Here is a 16532-nt window from a genome sequence, read left to right on the forward strand (position 1 = left end):
CGCGGGTATAAGTCTTTCGTTCTTGCATGGAACCTCCTGATTGGGCGAATCATATCGCCCTTAAGAGGTGTCCGGGATCATTAGGCCAGTTCAAGCCGGCTCCCACAAGGGGGGCGCGGTGCCCTTGAGGCGAGCGCTGTGCCTGTGGGAGCCGGCTTGCCGGCGATGGGGCCGCAAAGCGGCCCCTTTCTGGATCACTCCACCAGTTCGACTAGCACCGTCCCTTCGCTGACCATATCCCCTTCCTGACAGAACAACGCCTTCACCGTCCCACCCTGCGGCGCGCGAATGCTGTGCTCCATCTTCATGGCCTCCAGCACCACCAGCGCAGTCCCAGCTTCCACCACCTGCCCAGGCTCCACCAGCACGCGCACGATGCTGCCGTTCATGGGCGCGCCCAGCCCGCCCTGGTGGCTGTGGCTGGCTTCGGCCTCGGCGATCGGGTCGAAAGCTTCGATGGCATGCACCTCGCCGTCCCAGCGCAAGAACAAGGTGCCGTCACGGCGAACCGCCAGATGACGGCGACGCACGCCACCCGCATCGTGCCCGAGTTGTTCACCCTCCAGGTGCCAGGTCGAGGCAGCGCTGCGTTCCAGCGCCACGGCCTGGTTTTCGCCGCCGCTTTGCAGGTGCAGGCTGCTGCGCGACGGCAGGCCCAGGCGCAGGCCACTGCGTGGCGCCCACGGCGAGTGAGCGTCATCGTCACGTTCATGCGCTGCCTGGCCCTGCAACCAGGCTTCGGCGGCGGCCTCCCAGAAGCCGGCCGGCAAGGCACGCGGCGACGGCAGCAATACGTCCTGATGACGCGGAATGAACCCGGTATCCAGCTCCGCCGCCGCGAACGACGGGTGCGCGAGGATGCGGCGCAGGAAGGCGATGTTGGTCTTCAACCCACCAATGGCGAACTCGTCGAGCATCGACAGCAAGCGCAGGCGAGCCTGCTCGCGGTTCTCGCCCCAGGCGATCAGCTTGCCCAGCATCGGGTCGTAGAACGGCGACACCACGTCACCCTCGCAAACCCCGCTGTCCACCCGACGGCCTTCGCCCGGCGCCGATTCGCGGTACAGCGCCAGGGTGCCGGTGGCCGGCAGGAACTCGTTGGCCGGGTCTTCGGCATACAAGCGCACTTCGATAGCGTGCCCGATCAGTGGTACCTGGGCCTGGGTAATCGGCAGCGGCTCGCCACAGGCCACGCGGATCTGCCAGGCCACAAGGTCCAGGCCAGTGATGGCTTCGGTGACCGGGTGCTCCACCTGCAGGCGGGTGTTCATCTCCATGAAGAAGAACTCGCCACGGGCATCGAGCAGGAACTCCACGGTGCCGGCGCCGACATAGCCGATGGCCTGGGCAGCCCGTACCGCGGCCTCGCCCATGGCCTGGCGCAGCTCGGGCGAAAGGCCAGGAGCGGGGGCTTCCTCGACCACCTTCTGGTGGCGCCGCTGGATCGAGCAGTCGCGCTCGTTGAGGTACAGGCAGTTGCCGTGCTGGTCGGCGAACACCTGGATTTCCACGTGGCGCGGCTTGAGCACGTACTTCTCTACCAGCATGCGCGAATCGCCGAACGAAGACTGCGCTTCACGCTGGGCCGAGGCGAGGGCGTCGGCCAACTGGCTTTCCTCCTCGACCACCTTCATGCCCTTGCCGCCACCACCGGCGCTGGCCTTGAGCAGCACCGGGTAGCCGATACGCTCGGCGGCGGCGCGGAAGGTTTCCAGGTCCTGGGCTTCGCCGTGGTAGCCCGGCACCAGCGGCACGCCGGCGGCCTCCATCAGCGCCTTGGCTGCCGACTTGCTGCCCATGGCGTCGATGGCGCTGGCCGGTGGGCCAAGGAAGATCAGCCCGGCGTCTTCGATGGCGCGGGCGAAGCCTGCGTTCTCGGACAAGAAGCCATAGCCCGGGTGGATCGCCTGGGCGCCGCTGGCCTTGGCTGCGGCCAGCAGTTTTTCCACCACCAGGTAACTCTCGGCGGCCTTGGTGCCGCCCAGGTCGACGCGGATATCCGCTTCGCGGCTGTGCCGTGCATCACGGTCGGTGGCGCTGTGCACGGCCACGGTGGTCAGGCCCATGGCCTTGGCGGTGCGCATGACCCGGCAGGCGATTTCGCCGCGGTTGGCGACCAGCAGGGTGGTCAGGGTGGGGCGGCTCATGGGCGCGGCTCCTTCTTGTATTCGGTTTGCCAGGCGGGGCGGCGTTTTTCCAGGAAGGCGTTCAGGCCTTCCTGGCCTTCGGCGCTGACGCGGATGCGGGCGATGGTGTTTTCGCAGTAGCGGCGCAGGGCCGGGCTGAGTTCGCCGTCGTCCACTTCACGCAGCAGGTCCTTGGTGGCGCGCAGGGCTTGCGGGCTGTTCTGCAGCAGGTTGTCGACCCAGGCCTCGACCTGCGTGTCCAGCTCGCTGGCCGGGTACACCTCGGCCAGCAGGCCCAGCTCACGGGCCCGCACGCCATTGAAACGCTCGGCGGTCAGGGCGTAACGGCGGGCGGCGCGCTCGCCAATGGCCTTGACCACGAACGGGCTGATGACCGCCGGGGCCAGGCCGATGCGCACTTCCGACAGGCACAGCTGCGCATCCTCGGCACCGATGGCCATGTCGCAGCAGCTGATCAGGCCCAGGGCGCCGCCAAAGGCCGCGCCTTGCACCACGGCCAGGGTCGGTGCCTTGAGGCGGTGCAGGGCATACATCAGCTCGCCCAGTTCATGGGCGTCGTCCAGGTTGCTGTCGAAGTCCAGCTGCGCCGATTGCTGCATCCACGCAAGGTCCGCACCTGCGCTGAAGTGCCGGCCACGGCCGCGCAGCAGCAGGAAACGCAGGCTGGCATCCTCGGCCAGCTGGTCGAGGGCCTTGATCAGCTCGCGGATCATCTGCGCGTTGAAGGCGTTGTTCTTGTCCTCGCGGCTCAGCCACAGGGTGGCGAAGCCGCGCGGGTCGCGAGTCACTTCGATAGTGCTGAAATCGCTCATGGGTCACATCCGGAAAATGCCGAAGCGGCTCTGTTCGATCGGCGCGTTCAGCGCGGCGGACAACGCCAGGCCAAGCACGTCTCGGGTTTGCGCCGGGTCGATGACACCGTCGTCCCACAGCCGTGCACTGGAGTAGTAGGGGTGGCCCTGGTGTTCGTACTGGTCGAGGATCGGCTGCTTGAGTTTCGCCTCGTCTTCGACACTGAAGGCCTGGCCGCTGCGTTCGCTCTGCTCGCGCTTGACCTGGGCCAGTACGCCCGCGGCCTGTTCGGCGCCCATCACGCCAATCCGCGCGTTGGGCCACATCCACAGGAAGCGCGGGTCGTAGGCGCGGCCACACATGCCATAGTTACCGGCGCCGAAGCTGCCGCCGATGATCACCGTGAACTTCGGCACCTGGGCGCAGGCCACGGCGGTGACCAGCTTGGCGCCGTGCTTGGCGATGCCGCCTTCTTCGTACTTCTTGCCGACCATGAAACCGGTGATGTTCTGCAGGAACAGCAGCGGGATGCCGCGCTGGCAAGCCAGTTCGATGAAGTGCGCGCCTTTTTGCGCGGCTTCGGCGAAGAGGATGCCGTTGTTGGCCAGGATCGCCACCGGGTAGCCGTGCAGGTGGGCGAAGCCGCACACCAGGGTGGTGCCGAACAGGGCCTTGAACTCATCGAACACCGAGCCGTCGACCAGGCGCGCGATCACTTCGCGCACATCGAACGGCTGCTTGGCATCGGCTGGCACCACGCCATACAGCTCGTCGGCGGCATACAAAGGTGCCACTGGCGCCAGACGCTGCAGCTTGCCGAGCTTGTGCCAGTTGAGATTGGCGACGCTGCGCCGGGCAATGGCCAGGGCGTGCTCGTCGTTGTCGGCATAGTGGTCGGCCACGCCGCTGGTGCGGCAGTGCACGTCGGCGCCGCCCAGGTCTTCGGCGCTCACCACTTCGCCGGTGGCTGCCTTAACCAGGGGAGGGCCGGCGAGGAAGATGGTCGCCTGCTGGCGCACCATGATCGCTTCGTCGGCCATGGCCGGCACATAGGCGCCACCGGCGGTGCACGAGCCCATCACCACGGCGATCTGCGGGATGCCGAGGGCGCTCATGTTGGCCTGGTTGAAGAAGATCCGCCCGAAGTGCTCACGGTCTGGGAACACTTCGTCCTGGCGCGGCAGGTTGGCGCCACCGGAGTCCACCAGGTAGATGCACGGCAGGCGGTTCTGCAGGGCGATGGTCTGCGCGCGCAGGTGCTTCTTTACCGTCAGCGGGTAATAGGAGCCGCCTTTTACCGTGGCGTCGTTGGCCACGATCATGCATTCCACGCCTTCGACGCGGCCGATGCCGGCGATCACGCCGGCAGCGGGCACGTCTTCGCCATACACCTCATGGGCGGCCAACTGGCCGATTTCGAGGAATGGTGAGCCTGGGTCGAGCAGGCGGTCGATACGCTCGCGCGGCAGCAGCTTGCCACGCGAGGTGTGCCGCTCCTGGGCCTTGGGCCCGCCGCCCTGGGCGACCCGGGCGAGCAGGCCACGCAGGGACTGGACCTGTTCGAGCATGGCCGCGCTGTTGCCGGCGAATTCCGCCGAACGCGGGTTTATCTGGGTGTGCAAGGTAGCCATGTGCGCCCGTCCCCTGTGCTCAGCGGGTTTCGTTGAACAGTTCGCGGCCGATCAGCATCCGGCGAATTTCGCTGGTGCCGGCGCCGATTTCGTACAACTTGGCATCGCGCAGCAGGCGGCCGGCCGGGAATTCGTTGATGTAGCCGTTGCCGCCGAGAATCTGGATCGCTTCCAGGGCCATCTGGGTGGCGCGTTCGGCGGTGTAGAGGATCACCCCGGCGGCGTCCTTGCGGGTGGTTTCGGCACGGTCGCAGGCCTGGGCCACGGCGTACAGGTAGGCGCGGCTGGCGTTGAGCTGGGTGTACATGTCGGCGATCTTGCCCTGGATCAGCTGGAACTCGCCGATGCTCTGGCCGAACTGCTTGCGGTCGTGTATGTACGGCACCACAAGGTCCATGCAGCTTTGCATGATGCCGGTCGGGCCGCCGGAGAGCACCACGCGCTCGTAGTCCAGGCCGCTCATCAGCACGCGCACGCCGCCGTTGAGCTGGCCGAGGATGTTTTCTTCAGGCACTTCGACATCGTCGAAGAACAGCTCGCAGGTGTTGGAGCCGCGCATGCCCAGCTTGTCGAACTTGTTGCTGCGGCTGAAGCCTTTCCAGTCGCGCTCGACGATGAATGCGGTGATGCCGTGCGGGCCCTTGTCCAGGTCGGTCTTGGCGTAGATCACGTAGGTGTTGGCGTCGGGGCCGTTGGTGATCCAGGTCTTGCTGCCGTTGAGCACGTACTTGTCACCACGTTTCTCGGCGCGCAGCTTCATCGACACCACGTCGGAGCCGGCGTTGGGCTCGCTCATGGCCAGGGCGCCGATGTGCTCGCCGCTGATCAGCTTGGGCAGGTACTTGAGCTTCTGCTCATGGGTGCCGTTGCGGTTGATCTGGTTGACGCACAGGTTGGAGTGGGCACCGTAGGAAAGGGCCACCGAAGCCGAGCCACGGCTGATCTCTTCCATCGAGACCACATGGGCCAGGTAGCCCAGGCCGGCACCGCCGTATTCTTCCGACACGGTGATGCCCAGCAGGCCCATGTCACCGAACTTGCGCCACATGTCGGCGGGGAACAGGTTGTCGTGGTCGATCTGAGCGGCGCGCGGGGCCAGTTCGGCGGCAACGAAGGTGCTCACCTGGTCGCGGAGCATGTCGATGGTTTCGCCCAGGGCGAAGTTCAGGGTGGGGTAATGCATGCGGGGGCACCTTCTTGTTCTTGAAATTGATGGTTGGCGGCAGTCTTTGTCTGGACCCAATGGAAGCAATTGTCTAGCTCAATATCCCAAAGCTTGCGCGATCCATGTGGGAGCCGGCTTGCCGGCGATGGGGCCGGGGAAGGCGAATACTGTCGCCTTGAATAGCCTGTTCGGGCCCTATCGCCGGCAAGCCGGCTCCCACAGTAATCGCGTCAGCTTTTGGATGGCGTCCATATCCGAAGTCACCTTTACGTTAACGTAAACCTGCCTTTGGTCAGTGTCAATCGGATCATCACCTTTACGTAAACGTAAATCTGCGCCAGAGTAATTGGCGCTTGCTTCAGCCGTGCCCAGAACAACCACAAGAAGGGACACCCATGAGTCAACCCAGCTACACCCGCGGTCGTCAGGACCACCCCTTGCTGACCCTGACCATCGGCCAGGCCTTCGATGCCACCGTCGCCCGCTGCACCGAGGGCGAAGCGCTGGTGGTACGCCACCAGGGCCTGCGCTACACCTGGCTACAACTGGCCGAACAGGTCGATCTGCATGCCCGCGCGCTGATGGCCCTGGGCGTGAACACCGGTGATCGTGTCGGCATCTGGGCGCCCAACTGCGCCCAGTGGTGCATCTTGCAACTGGCCACCGCCAAGGTCGGGGCGATCCTGGTCAACATCAATCCGGCCTATCGTGTGGGCGAGCTGGAGTATGTACTACGCCAGTCGGGCTGCCGCTGGCTGGTGTGCGCCGATGCCTTCAAGACCTCCGATTATCACGCCATGGTGCAGGAACTGGTGCCGGAGCTGACCCGCGCAGTACTGGGTGAGCTGGCCAGCGAATGCCTGCCGGACCTGCGCGGTGTGGTCAGCCTGGCGGCCAATCCGCCACCCGGTTTCCTGCCTTGGCAGGCGCTGGCCGATTGGGCAGGGCAGACCTCGGTCGAGGCGTACACCGCTCGCCAGGCCAGCCTGCAGTTCGACCAGCCGGTGAACATCCAGTACACCTCGGGCACCACCGGCGCGCCCAAGGGTGCCACGCTCAGCCACTACAACATCCTCAACAACGGCTTCATGGTCGGCGAAAGCCTGGGGCTGACCCGCGCCGACCGCATGGTGATCCCGGTGCCGCTGTACCACTGCTTCGGCATGGTCATGGCCAACCTCGGCTGCATCACCCACGGCAGCACCATGATCTACCCCAACGACGCGTTCGATGCCGAGCTTACGCTCAAGGCCGTGGCCGAGGAGCGCGCCAGCATCCTGTACGGCGTGCCGACCATGTTCATCGCTATGCTCGACCACCCGTCACGCCAGCAGCTGGACCTCTCGACCCTGCGCAGCGGCATCATGGCCGGCGCCACCTGCCCGATCGAGGTCATGCGCCGGGTGATCGACCAGATGCACATGGCCGAAGTGCAGATTGCCTATGGCATGACCGAAACCAGCCCGGTATCGCTGCAGACCGGCCCGGACGACGAGCTGGAGCTGCGCGTGACCACGGTAGGGCGCACCCAGCCGCAGCTGGAAAGCAAGCTGGTGGACGCTGACGGCTGCATCGTCGCCCGTGGCGAGATCGGCGAACTGTGCACCCGCGGTTACAGCGTGATGCTCGGTTACTGGAACAACCCCCAGGCCACTGCCGATGCCATCGACCCGGCGGGCTGGATGCATTCGGGCGACCTGGCGGTGATGGACGAGCAGGGCTATGTGCGCATCGTCGGGCGCAACAAGGACATGATCATTCGCGGCGGCGAGAACATCTATCCGCGTGAGCTGGAGGAGTTCTTCTACACCCACCCGGCCGTGGCCGATGCGCAGGTGATCGGCATCCCGTGCAGCAAGTACGGCGAAGAAGTGGTGGCCTGGATCAAGCTGCATCCGGGGCACGTTGCGAGCGCTGAAGAGCTGCAGGTCTGGTGCAAGGCCCGCATCGCGCATTTCAAGGTGCCGCGGCATTATCGGTTCGTCGAGGAGTTTCCGATGACGGTGACCGGCAAGGTGCAGAAATTCCGCATGCGTGAGATCAGCGTGGAGGAACTCGCTTCGCCATGATGGATAGCCCTGCCGGCGCGTTCGCAGTATTGCTTGTGAAAGCGCCGGCCCGGCTTTGCGCTAGCCCATGGATTCCATGAACTGGAATAGCTTCTGCGCCATTTCTTTTACTGTTTTACAGTCTTTCAATGCAGAGCCCGGTTTCTCACCATATTCCTCATGTTCGAGGTCTATCGTGTCCAGCGCTTTACTCACTTTTGCAGCGCCCATTGCCGTGACGGTGTCTGATTGCTTAGGACTTTTTACGCCAGCCTCTTTGAGTTTTTCTACGACGTAGGCGAGAGCGTCAGCGTTCACATACTCATCTTCTGACATATTCCAACCCTTTCGGTCATTTGAAGAGACCCCAGTTTGTGAAACGTCCCCCGCCCGCACAACTGGCAAAAATGTCAGGTATGAAGTGGCTGGTTGGGTGGGTGCAAGGCGCGCATCGCGCACTTCAAGTTGCTGCGGCTAGTTGTTTCGCCGAGAACTTCCCTTCAACATTTTCTGGCTGGCACAACAGGCCCTATCGCCGGCAAGCCGGCTCCCGCAGGTTCACCACTGAGCCTGAGAACTGTGGAGTACCTGTGGGAGCTGGCTTGCCAGCGATAGGGCCTGTGAATCTCGCACCAAATCCTTGTCTATCCTTAGACCTTCACCGGTGGTTCATCACTCGGCGGGTCCCCCACCGTCGGCGGTACGGTCGGCTTGATCGGCAGCTCGTCCGGATCTTCTTCCGGCACTGGCGGCGGCAAGCTCGGGTCGTCGATGTTGGGGTCTGGTGTTTCCGGTGGAATGGGAATGTTCATGGCCTGACCTCGCGTGGGTGAATGAAGAGGTAGTGCAGGCTTCGACTTCGGCCTGCTGCCATTCGCTCAATTTTTTTGAACCCCCACGCCCGCGCATGGCTCTGAACCCTTACCGCCACCAGCCTAAGGGAGCAAGGTCCGATGTCACGAAACGAGCCCTTCGAAAGCGTGCCCATGGCGAACGATCACCCGGAACAGGCCGTCAGCCTGTCCCAGGCGCTGATGGCGCCGCGCATCGTGGTCGAAGACACCCAGCCGGTGCTCGAGTGCGGCACCTTCGCCGCCAAGGCCATCAGCGGCCAGGCGGTGGCGGTCAGCAGCAAGGTCTACAGCGACGGCCACGACCGCCTGGCGGTGATGCTCAACTGGCGTCAGGCCAACAGCCGCCGCTGGCACTGTGTGCCGATGCACTCGCCGGGCAATGACCTGTGGCTGGCCGAATTCACGCCCCTTGAACTGGGCCCGCACCTGTTCAGCATCGAGGCCTGGATCGACCCGTTCGCCACCTACTGCCATGACCTTGAGAAGAAGTACCACGCCGGTGTCGAGGTCAAGCTCGAACTGGAGGAGGGCAGGCAGCTGCTGGGGCAGGGTGCGGCGCGTAGCGAAGGGATGTTGCGCAGAGAGATCGAAGGCTTTCAGGCGCGCCTGCAAGGTTTGCCGGTGGACGACCAGGTGGCGCTGTTGCTGGGTGGCGAGGCCACGCGCCTGATGGTCGAGGCCGAGCACCGCAGCTACCTGACCCGCAGTGTCGAGTTCCCGCTCGATGTGGACCGCCCGGCAGCGCAGTTCGCCAGCTGGTACGAGCTGTTCCCGCGCTCGATCACCGATAGCCCAGAGCGCCACGGCACCTTCAACGACGTCCACGAACGCCTGCCGATGATCCGCGACATGGGCTTCGACGTGCTGTATTTCCCGCCGATCCACCCGATCGGCACCCAGTTCCGCAAGGGCCGCAACAATGCCCTGCGCGCCGAACCCGGCGACCCTGGCAGCCCCTATGCCATTGGCAGCCCCGAGGGCGGTCACGATGCCATTCACCCGCAACTGGGTACCCGCGAAGACTTTCGCCGGCTGGTCGCCGCCGCCGCCGAGCACGGCCTGGAGATCGCCCTGGACTTCGCCATCCAGTGCTCCCAGGACCACCCTTGGCTCAAGGAGCACCCCGGCTGGTTCAGCTGGCGCCCCGACGGCACTATCCGTTACGCCGAGAACCCGCCGAAGAAGTACCAGGACATCGTCAACGTCGATTTCTACGCCGCCGAGGCCGTGCCATCGCTGTGGCTGGCGTTGCGTGACGTCGTAGTCGGCTGGGTCGAGGAGGGCGTCAAGAGCTTCCGTGTCGACAACCCGCACACCAAGCCCCTGCCGTTCTGGCAATGGCTGATCGCCAATGTGCGCAGCCAGCACCCCGAGGTGATCTTCCTCGCCGAGGCCTTCACCAAGCCTGCGATGATGGCGCGCCTGGGCAAGGTCGGTTATGCCCAGAGCTACACCTACTTCACCTGGCGCAACACCAAGCAGGAGCTGCGCGAGTATTTCGAAGAGCTCAACCAGCCGCCGTGGAGCCAGTGCTACCGGCCGAACTTTTTCGTCAATACGCCGGACATCAACCCCTTCTTCCTGCACACCTCGGGCCGCGCCGGCTTCCTGATTCGCGCCGCGCTGGCAACCATGGGCTCGGGGTTGTGGGGCATGTATTCGGGCTTCGAGCTGTGCGAGGCCACGCCGCTGCCGGGCAAGGAGGAATACATGGACTCGGAGAAGTACGAAATCCGCCCGCGCGACTTCACCCAGCCCGGCAACATCATCGCCGAGATCGCCCAGCTCAACCGCATCCGCCGGCAGAACCGCGCCCTGCAGACTCACCTGGGCGTGGCGTTCTTCAACTGCTGGAACGACAACATCCTGTACTTCGCCAAGCGCACGCCCGAGCGCGACAACTACATCCTGGTGGCGATCAGCCTCGATCCGCACAACGCCCAGGAGGCGAACTTCGAACTGCCGTTGTGGGAGCTGGGGCTGGATGACGATGCCGACACCGTGGGTGAAGACCTGATGAACGGGCATCGGTGGACCTGGCATGGCAAGACCCAATGGATGCGCATCGAGCCTTGGCACCAGCCATTCGGCATCTGGCGCATTGAAAAGACCCGTTAGGGCCGCTTCGCGCCCCATCGCCGGCAAGCCGGCTCCCACAGGAGAGCGGCGCTGGCTGTGAAACTTGCACAAAACCTGTGGGAGCTGGCTTGCCGGCGATGGGGCGCGAAGCGGCCCCAAACCAGGCGACACCATTCCACAGCAATGAAAGGAGTCGCACATGGCCAAGCGTTCCCGCCCGGCAGCCTTCATCGACGACCCGCTGTGGTACAAGGACGCCGTGATCTACCAGCTGCACGTGAAATCGTTCTTCGATGCCAACAACGACGGCATCGGCGATTTCGCCGGCCTGATCAGCAAGCTCGACTACATCGCCGCACTGGGCGTCAACACCCTCTGGTTACTGCCGTTCTACCCCTCGCCACGGCGCGATGACGGCTACGACATCGCCGAATACAAGGCCGTGCACCCCGACTACGGCAGCATGGCCGATGCCCGGCGTTTCATCAGCGAGGCGCACAAGCGCGGCCTGCGGGTAATCACCGAGCTGGTCATCAACCACACCTCCGACCAGCACCCCTGGTTCCAGCGCGCGCGCCACGCCAAGCGCGGCAGCAAGCTGCGCAACTTCTACGTGTGGTCGGACGATGACCAGAAATACGACGGCACGCGGATCATCTTCCTCGACACGGAAAAATCCAACTGGACCTGGGACCCGGTGGCCGGCCAGTACTTCTGGCACCGTTTCTACTCGCACCAGCCGGACCTGAACTTCGACAACCCGCAGGTGCTGAAAGCGGTGATCGGGGTCATGCGCTTCTGGCTCGACCTGGGGGTCGACGGCCTGCGCCTGGACGCCATCCCGTACCTGATCGAGCGCGACGGCACCCACAACGAGAACCTCCCCGAAACCCACCAGGTGCTCAAGGCGATCCGCGCCGAGATCGACGCCAACTACCCCGACCGCATGCTGCTGGCCGAGGCCAACCAGTGGCCCGAGGACACGCACCCCTACTTTGGTGAAGGCGAGGGCGACGAATGCCACATGGCGTTCCACTTCCCGTTGATGCCACGCATGTACATGGCCTTGGCCATGGAGGACCGTTTTCCGATCACCGATATCCTGCGCCAGACCCCGGAAATCCCGGCCAGGTGCCAATGGGCGATCTTCCTGCGCAACCACGATGAACTGACCCTGGAGATGGTCACCGACCGCGAGCGCGACTACCTGTGGAACTACTACGCCGAAGACCGCCGCGCGCGCATCAACCTCGGCATCCGCCGCCGCCTGGCACCCTTGCTGCAACGCGATCGCCGGCGTATCGAGCTGCTCACCAGCCTGCTGCTGTCGATGCCTGGCACGCCGACCTTGTACTACGGCGACGAACTGGGCATGGGCGACAATATCTACCTGGGCGACCGCGACGGCGTGCGCACCCCCATGCAGTGGTCGCCCGACCGCAACGGCGGTTTCTCCAAGGCCGACCCGCAGCGCCTGGTGCTGCCACCGATCATGGACCCGCTGTACGGCTACCAGACCGTCAACGTCGAGGCCCAGGCCCATGACCCGCATTCGCTGCTGAACTGGAACCGCCGCCTGCTGGCGGTGCGCAACCAGCAGAAGGCCTTTGGCCGCGGCACCCTGCGCACGCTTACCCCGCGCAACCGGCGCATCCTCGCGTACCTGCGCGAATACACCGATGCCGAGGGCAACAGCGAGGTCATCCTGTGTGTCGCCAACGTTTCGCGCGCAGCGCAGGCCGCCGAGCTCGAACTGTCACAGTACGCCGACAAAGTACCGGTGGAGATGCTTGGCGGCAGCGCCTTCCCACCGATCGGCCAGTTGCCGTTCCTGCTGACCTTGCCGCCCTATGCGTTCTACTGGTTCCTGCTGGCCGCGCACGACCGCATGCCCAGCTGGCACGTTCAACCGACTGAGGGATTGCCGGAATTGACCACATTGGTGTTGCGCAAACGCATGGAAGAACTGCTCGAAGCGCCTTCGCGCGACACCCTCGAAGGCTCGGTACTGCCGCAATACCTGCCCAAACGCCGCTGGTTCGCCGGCAAGGAAGGGCCGATCGACCAGGTGCGCCTGCGTTATGGCGTGCGCTTCGGCACGGCCAGTACGCCGGTGCTGTGGAGCGAGATCGAAGTGATCGGTGATGGGGTGGCCAACCAGTACCAGCTGCCGTTCGGTTTCCTGCCTGAAGAGCACATCAACAGCGCGTTGCCGCAACAGCTGGCGCTGTCGCGGGTACGCCGCAGCCACCAGGTGGGCCTGATCACCGATGCCTTCGTGCTCGAACCCTTCATTCGCGCCGTGCTGCGTGCCTGCCAGGACGGCATGCGCCTGCCATGCGGCAATGGTCAGGGCGAATTGCGCTTTGCCTGCACCGAGCAACTGGCCAGGCTGGAACTCGATGAACAGAGCGAGGTGCGCTACCTGAGCGCCGAGCAGTCCAACAGCTCGGTGGTGGTCGCCGATCGCCTGGTGCTCAAGCTGATCCGCCGGGTCAACCCAGGTATCCACCCGGAACTGGAGATGAGTGCCTACCTGACGGCAGCGGGCTTCGCCAATATCTCGCCGCTGCTGGCCTGGGTCAGCCGTGTGGATGAAAGCGACGCATCGCACCTGCTGATGATCGCCCAGGGCTACCTGAGCAACCAGGGCGATGCCTGGGCCTGGACCCAGAACACCCTGGAGCGGGCGATCCGTGACGAGATGGAGCCGACCCGCACTGATCCCGAAGCTCATACCGATGCCCTGGCCGAACTGAACGGATTCGCCGCCTTGCTTGGCCAACGCCTGGGTGAAATGCACCTGCTCCTGGCCGCGCCGAGTGAAGACGCGGCGTTCCAGCCGCAGGTCAGCGATGGCCAGGACAGCGCGCGCTGGAGCAGGCAGATCAATGCAGAACTCACCCATGCGCTGGACCTGCTCGCCCAGCACCGCGATCAACTGGACAGCGACAGCCAGGCCCTGGTCGACGACCTGCAGGAGCAACGTGAGGGCCTCGTCCAGCACATCGAAAACCTCGCCAATCAGGCCCAGGGTGGCCTGTTGATGCGGGTGCACGGCGACCTGCACCTGGGGCAGGTGCTGGTGGTGCAGGGCGATGCCTACCTGATCGATTTCGAGGGTGAGCCTTCACGCCCCCTGCAGGAACGTCGGGCCAAGCACAGCCCGTACAAGGATGTCAGCGGCGTCCTGCGATCCTTCGACTATGCTGCTGCGATGATCCTGCGCAGCGCCTCGGCGGTAGACCTCTCCGAGGCCGCACGGCAGGCTCGTCAGCGGGTTGCCCGGCAGTACCTGCATCAGTCGCGTCACGCCTTCGTCGAAGCCTATGGCCTGGCCACCGCCGCCATGCCCCACGCCTGGCTGCAGGCCGAGGGCGAGCGCGCCGCACTGGAATTGTTCTGCCTGGAAAAAGCCGCCTACGAGATTACCTATGAAGCCGAGAACCGGCCAAGTTGGCTGGCCGTGCCTTTGCATGGCTTGCATGGATTGATCAGTACCTGGGGAGAGTCATAGATGAATGCAACTACGCGTGACAACGGTGGCCTTCGGCAGCGGGAGCTCGATGCCCTTGCCCGCGCCGAGCACGCCGATCCGTTTGCAGTACTGGGCCCCCATGGCGATGGTGCGGGTGGCAGCTGGGTGCGCGCCTTTCTGCCCGGCGCCTTGAATGCACGGGTACTCGCCCGGCAGGACGGGCGGGTGCTGGCCGAAATGGTGCAGGGCAGCCTGCCCGGGCTGTTCACCGCGCACCTGGATGAAGCACAGCCGTACCTGCTGCAGGTCGGTTGGGCCGGTGGCGAGCAGGTTTCCGAAGACCCTTACAGCTTTGGCCCGCAACTGGGCGACATGGACCTTTACCTGTTCGCCGAAGGCAACCACCGCGACTTGTCCGGGCGCTTCGGCGCCCAGCCGATCGAGGTCGACGGCGTTCAGGGGGTGTGCTTCTCGGTGTGGGCACCGAACGCCCGGCGGGTTTCAGTGGTGGGCGAGTTCAACAACTGGGACGGCCGCCGCCACCCCATGCGCCTGCGTCACAGTGCCGGGGTCTGGGAGTTGTTCGTGCCGCGCCTGGGCGTGGGCGAAACCTACAAGTTCGAAGTGCTGGGCAAGGAGGGTGTGCTGCCGCTGAAGGCCGACCCGTTGGCGCGTGCCACCGAGCTGCCGCCCAGTACCGCTTCGAAGGTAGCAGGTGAACTCAGCCATGACTGGCAGGACCAGGACTGGATGGAGCACCGCGCCCAGCGCCATGCCTACAGTGCACCGCTGTCGATCTACGAGCTGCATGTGGGCTCCTGGCGCTGCGAAATGGACGACCTGGGTGAAGTGGCGCGTTTCTACAACTGGCGCGAACTGGCCGAGCGCCTGGTGCCATATGTGCAGGAACTGGGCTTTACCCACATCGAACTGCTGCCGATCATGGAGCACCCGTTCGGCGGTTCGTGGGGCTACCAGCCGCTGTCGCTGTTCGCGCCGACCTCGCGATACGGCACCGCCGAGGACTTCGCCGCCTTCGTCGACGCCTGCCACCAGGGTGGCATTGGCGTGATCCTCGACTGGGTGCCTGCGCATTTCCCCACCGACGAACATGGCCTGGCGCGCTTCGATGGCACGGCGCTGTATGAGTACGACAACCCCCTTGAAGGTTTTCATCAGGACTGGAACACGCTGATCTACAACCTGGGCCGCAACGAGGTGCGCGGCTTCATGCTGGCGTCGGCGTTGCACTGGCTCAAGCACTTCCACATCGACGGCCTGCGCGTGGACGCGGTGGCCTCGATGCTGTATCGCGACTATTCGCGCAAGGCCGGCGAATGGGTGCCCAACCGCCATGGCGGGCGCGAAAATCTCGAAGCCATCGACTTCATCCGCCACCTCAACGGCGTGGCCGCCGTCGAGGCGCCGGGCGCGCTGATCATCGCCGAGGAATCCACGGCCTGGCCGGGCGTCAGCCAGCCGATCCAGCAGGGCGGGCTGGGCTTCGCCTACAAGTGGAACATGGGCTGGATGCACGACACCCTGCACTACATCCAGAACGACCCGGTGCACCGTACCTATCACCACAACGAGATGAGCTTCGGTCTGATCTACGCCTATTCCGAGTACTTCATCCTGCCGATCTCCCATGACGAGGTGGTGCACGGCAAGCACTCGCTGATCGACAAGATGCCAGGGGACCGCTGGCAGAAGTTCGCCAACCTGCGCGCCTACCTGACGTTCATGTGGACCCACCCGGGCAAGAAGCTGCTGTTCATGGGCTGCGAGTTCGGCCAGTGGCGCGAGTGGAACCATGATCACGAGCTGGACTGGTACCTGCTGCAGTATCCCGAGCACCAGGGTGTGCAGCGCCTGGTCGGTGACCTCAACCGGCTGTACCGCGAGCTGCCGGCGCTGCATGAGCAGGACTGCCAGCCTCAGGGCTTCCAGTGGCTGATCGGCGATGACGCGCACAACAGCGTGTATGCCTGGCTGCGCTGGAGCAGCCAGGGCGAGCCGTTGCTGGTGGTGGCCAACTTCACCCCGGTGCCGCGCGAGGGGTATCGGATCGGCGTGCCGTTCGGGGAGCGTTGGCAGGAGCTGCTCAACAGTGATGCCGGGCTGTATGCCGGGTCGAATGTGGGCAACCTGGGGGCGGTGGAAAGCGAGGAGGTGGCCAGCCATGGGCAACCCTTGTCGCTGGCCTTGAACCTGCCGCCGCTTGGGGTGTTGGTGATGAAGCCGGCTTGAGATCGCTGGGGCTGCTTTGCAGCCCTTTCGCGACACAAGGCCGCTCCTACAGGTCAGCGCGACCCTCTGTAGGAGCGGCCTTGTGTCG

10 protein-coding genes are annotated in these 16532 nt (G+C 64.7%); 4 read left to right on the top strand and 6 right to left on the bottom strand.

All coding sequences use genetic code 11. The annotated features are described in order from the left end of the window. Positions 1–194: 194 nt before the first annotated feature. The 4 genes from ACIPZB_RS20435 to ACIPZB_RS20450 are packed head-to-tail and all read right to left on the bottom strand — an operon-like array spanning position 195 to position 5753. Positions 195–2147: an acetyl/propionyl/methylcrotonyl-CoA carboxylase subunit alpha gene (locus tag ACIPZB_RS20435; RefSeq protein WP_400642354.1), complete on the bottom strand. Its 1953-nt coding sequence runs from the start codon at positions 2145–2147 to the stop codon at positions 195–197. Further along, the gene (locus ACIPZB_RS20440) at positions 2144–2959 is read right to left on the bottom strand and encodes a gamma-carboxygeranoyl-CoA hydratase (protein WP_400642355.1); all 816 of its coding nucleotides are present in this window, start codon (positions 2957–2959) and stop codon (positions 2144–2146) included. The genes ACIPZB_RS20435 and ACIPZB_RS20440 overlap by 4 nt, the downstream gene beginning before the upstream one ends. A 3-nt stretch (positions 2960–2962) precedes the next feature. Continuing rightward, positions 2963–4570 (bottom strand): carboxyl transferase domain-containing protein, encoded by a 1608-nt coding sequence (locus ACIPZB_RS20445; protein ID WP_400642356.1) that lies wholly within the window; start codon positions 4568–4570, stop codon positions 2963–2965. A 19-nt stretch (positions 4571–4589) separates the two neighbouring features. Beyond that, a complete protein-coding gene (locus ACIPZB_RS20450; protein WP_008089929.1) occupies positions 4590–5753 on the bottom strand; it encodes an isovaleryl-CoA dehydrogenase in 1164 nt (387 codons plus the stop codon). Between the two features lie 377 nt (positions 5754–6130). Here ACIPZB_RS20450 and ACIPZB_RS20455 point away from each other — a divergent pair, with 377 nt between their 5' ends. Further along, entirely contained in the window at positions 6131–7804 is a 1674-nt protein-coding gene (locus ACIPZB_RS20455) for an AMP-binding protein (protein WP_400642358.1), read from the top strand. A gap of 60 nt (positions 7805–7864) precedes the next feature. Here ACIPZB_RS20455 and ACIPZB_RS20460 read toward each other — a convergent pair whose 3' ends face one another. Together ACIPZB_RS20460 and ACIPZB_RS20465 are read right to left on the bottom strand one after the other, a co-directional pair. Beyond that, complete coding sequence (locus ACIPZB_RS20460) at positions 7865–8119, bottom strand: hypothetical protein (RefSeq protein ID WP_400642360.1); 255 nt, start codon at positions 8117–8119, stop codon at positions 7865–7867. A gap of 314 nt (positions 8120–8433) precedes the next feature. Next, positions 8434–8595, bottom strand: a complete 162-nt coding sequence (locus ACIPZB_RS20465; protein WP_008089933.1) for a hypothetical protein — start codon at positions 8593–8595, stop codon at positions 8434–8436. Between the two features lie 141 nt (positions 8596–8736). Here ACIPZB_RS20465 and ACIPZB_RS20470 point away from each other — a divergent pair, with 141 nt between their 5' ends. The 3 genes from ACIPZB_RS20470 (at position 8737) to glgB (ending at position 16444) form a co-directional block, all read left to right on the top strand. After that, positions 8737–10755: an alpha-1,4-glucan--maltose-1-phosphate maltosyltransferase gene (locus tag ACIPZB_RS20470; RefSeq protein ID WP_400642362.1), complete on the top strand. Its 2019-nt coding sequence runs from the start codon at positions 8737–8739 to the stop codon at positions 10753–10755. 160 nt (positions 10756–10915) lie between these two features. Next, on the top strand, positions 10916–14233 hold the full coding sequence (treS, locus tag ACIPZB_RS20475; protein ID WP_400642363.1) for a maltose alpha-D-glucosyltransferase: 3318 nt from the start codon (positions 10916–10918) through the stop codon (positions 14231–14233). After that, a complete protein-coding gene (glgB, locus tag ACIPZB_RS20480) occupies positions 14234–16444 on the top strand; it encodes a 1,4-alpha-glucan branching protein GlgB (protein WP_400642365.1) in 2211 nt (736 codons plus the stop codon). Positions 16445–16532: the final 88 nt, after the last annotated feature.

The organism is Pseudomonas sp. NPDC089396 (genome assembly GCF_044749545.1).
In the GTDB taxonomy this organism is placed as follows: Bacteria; Pseudomonadota; Gammaproteobacteria; order Pseudomonadales; family Pseudomonadaceae; genus Aquipseudomonas.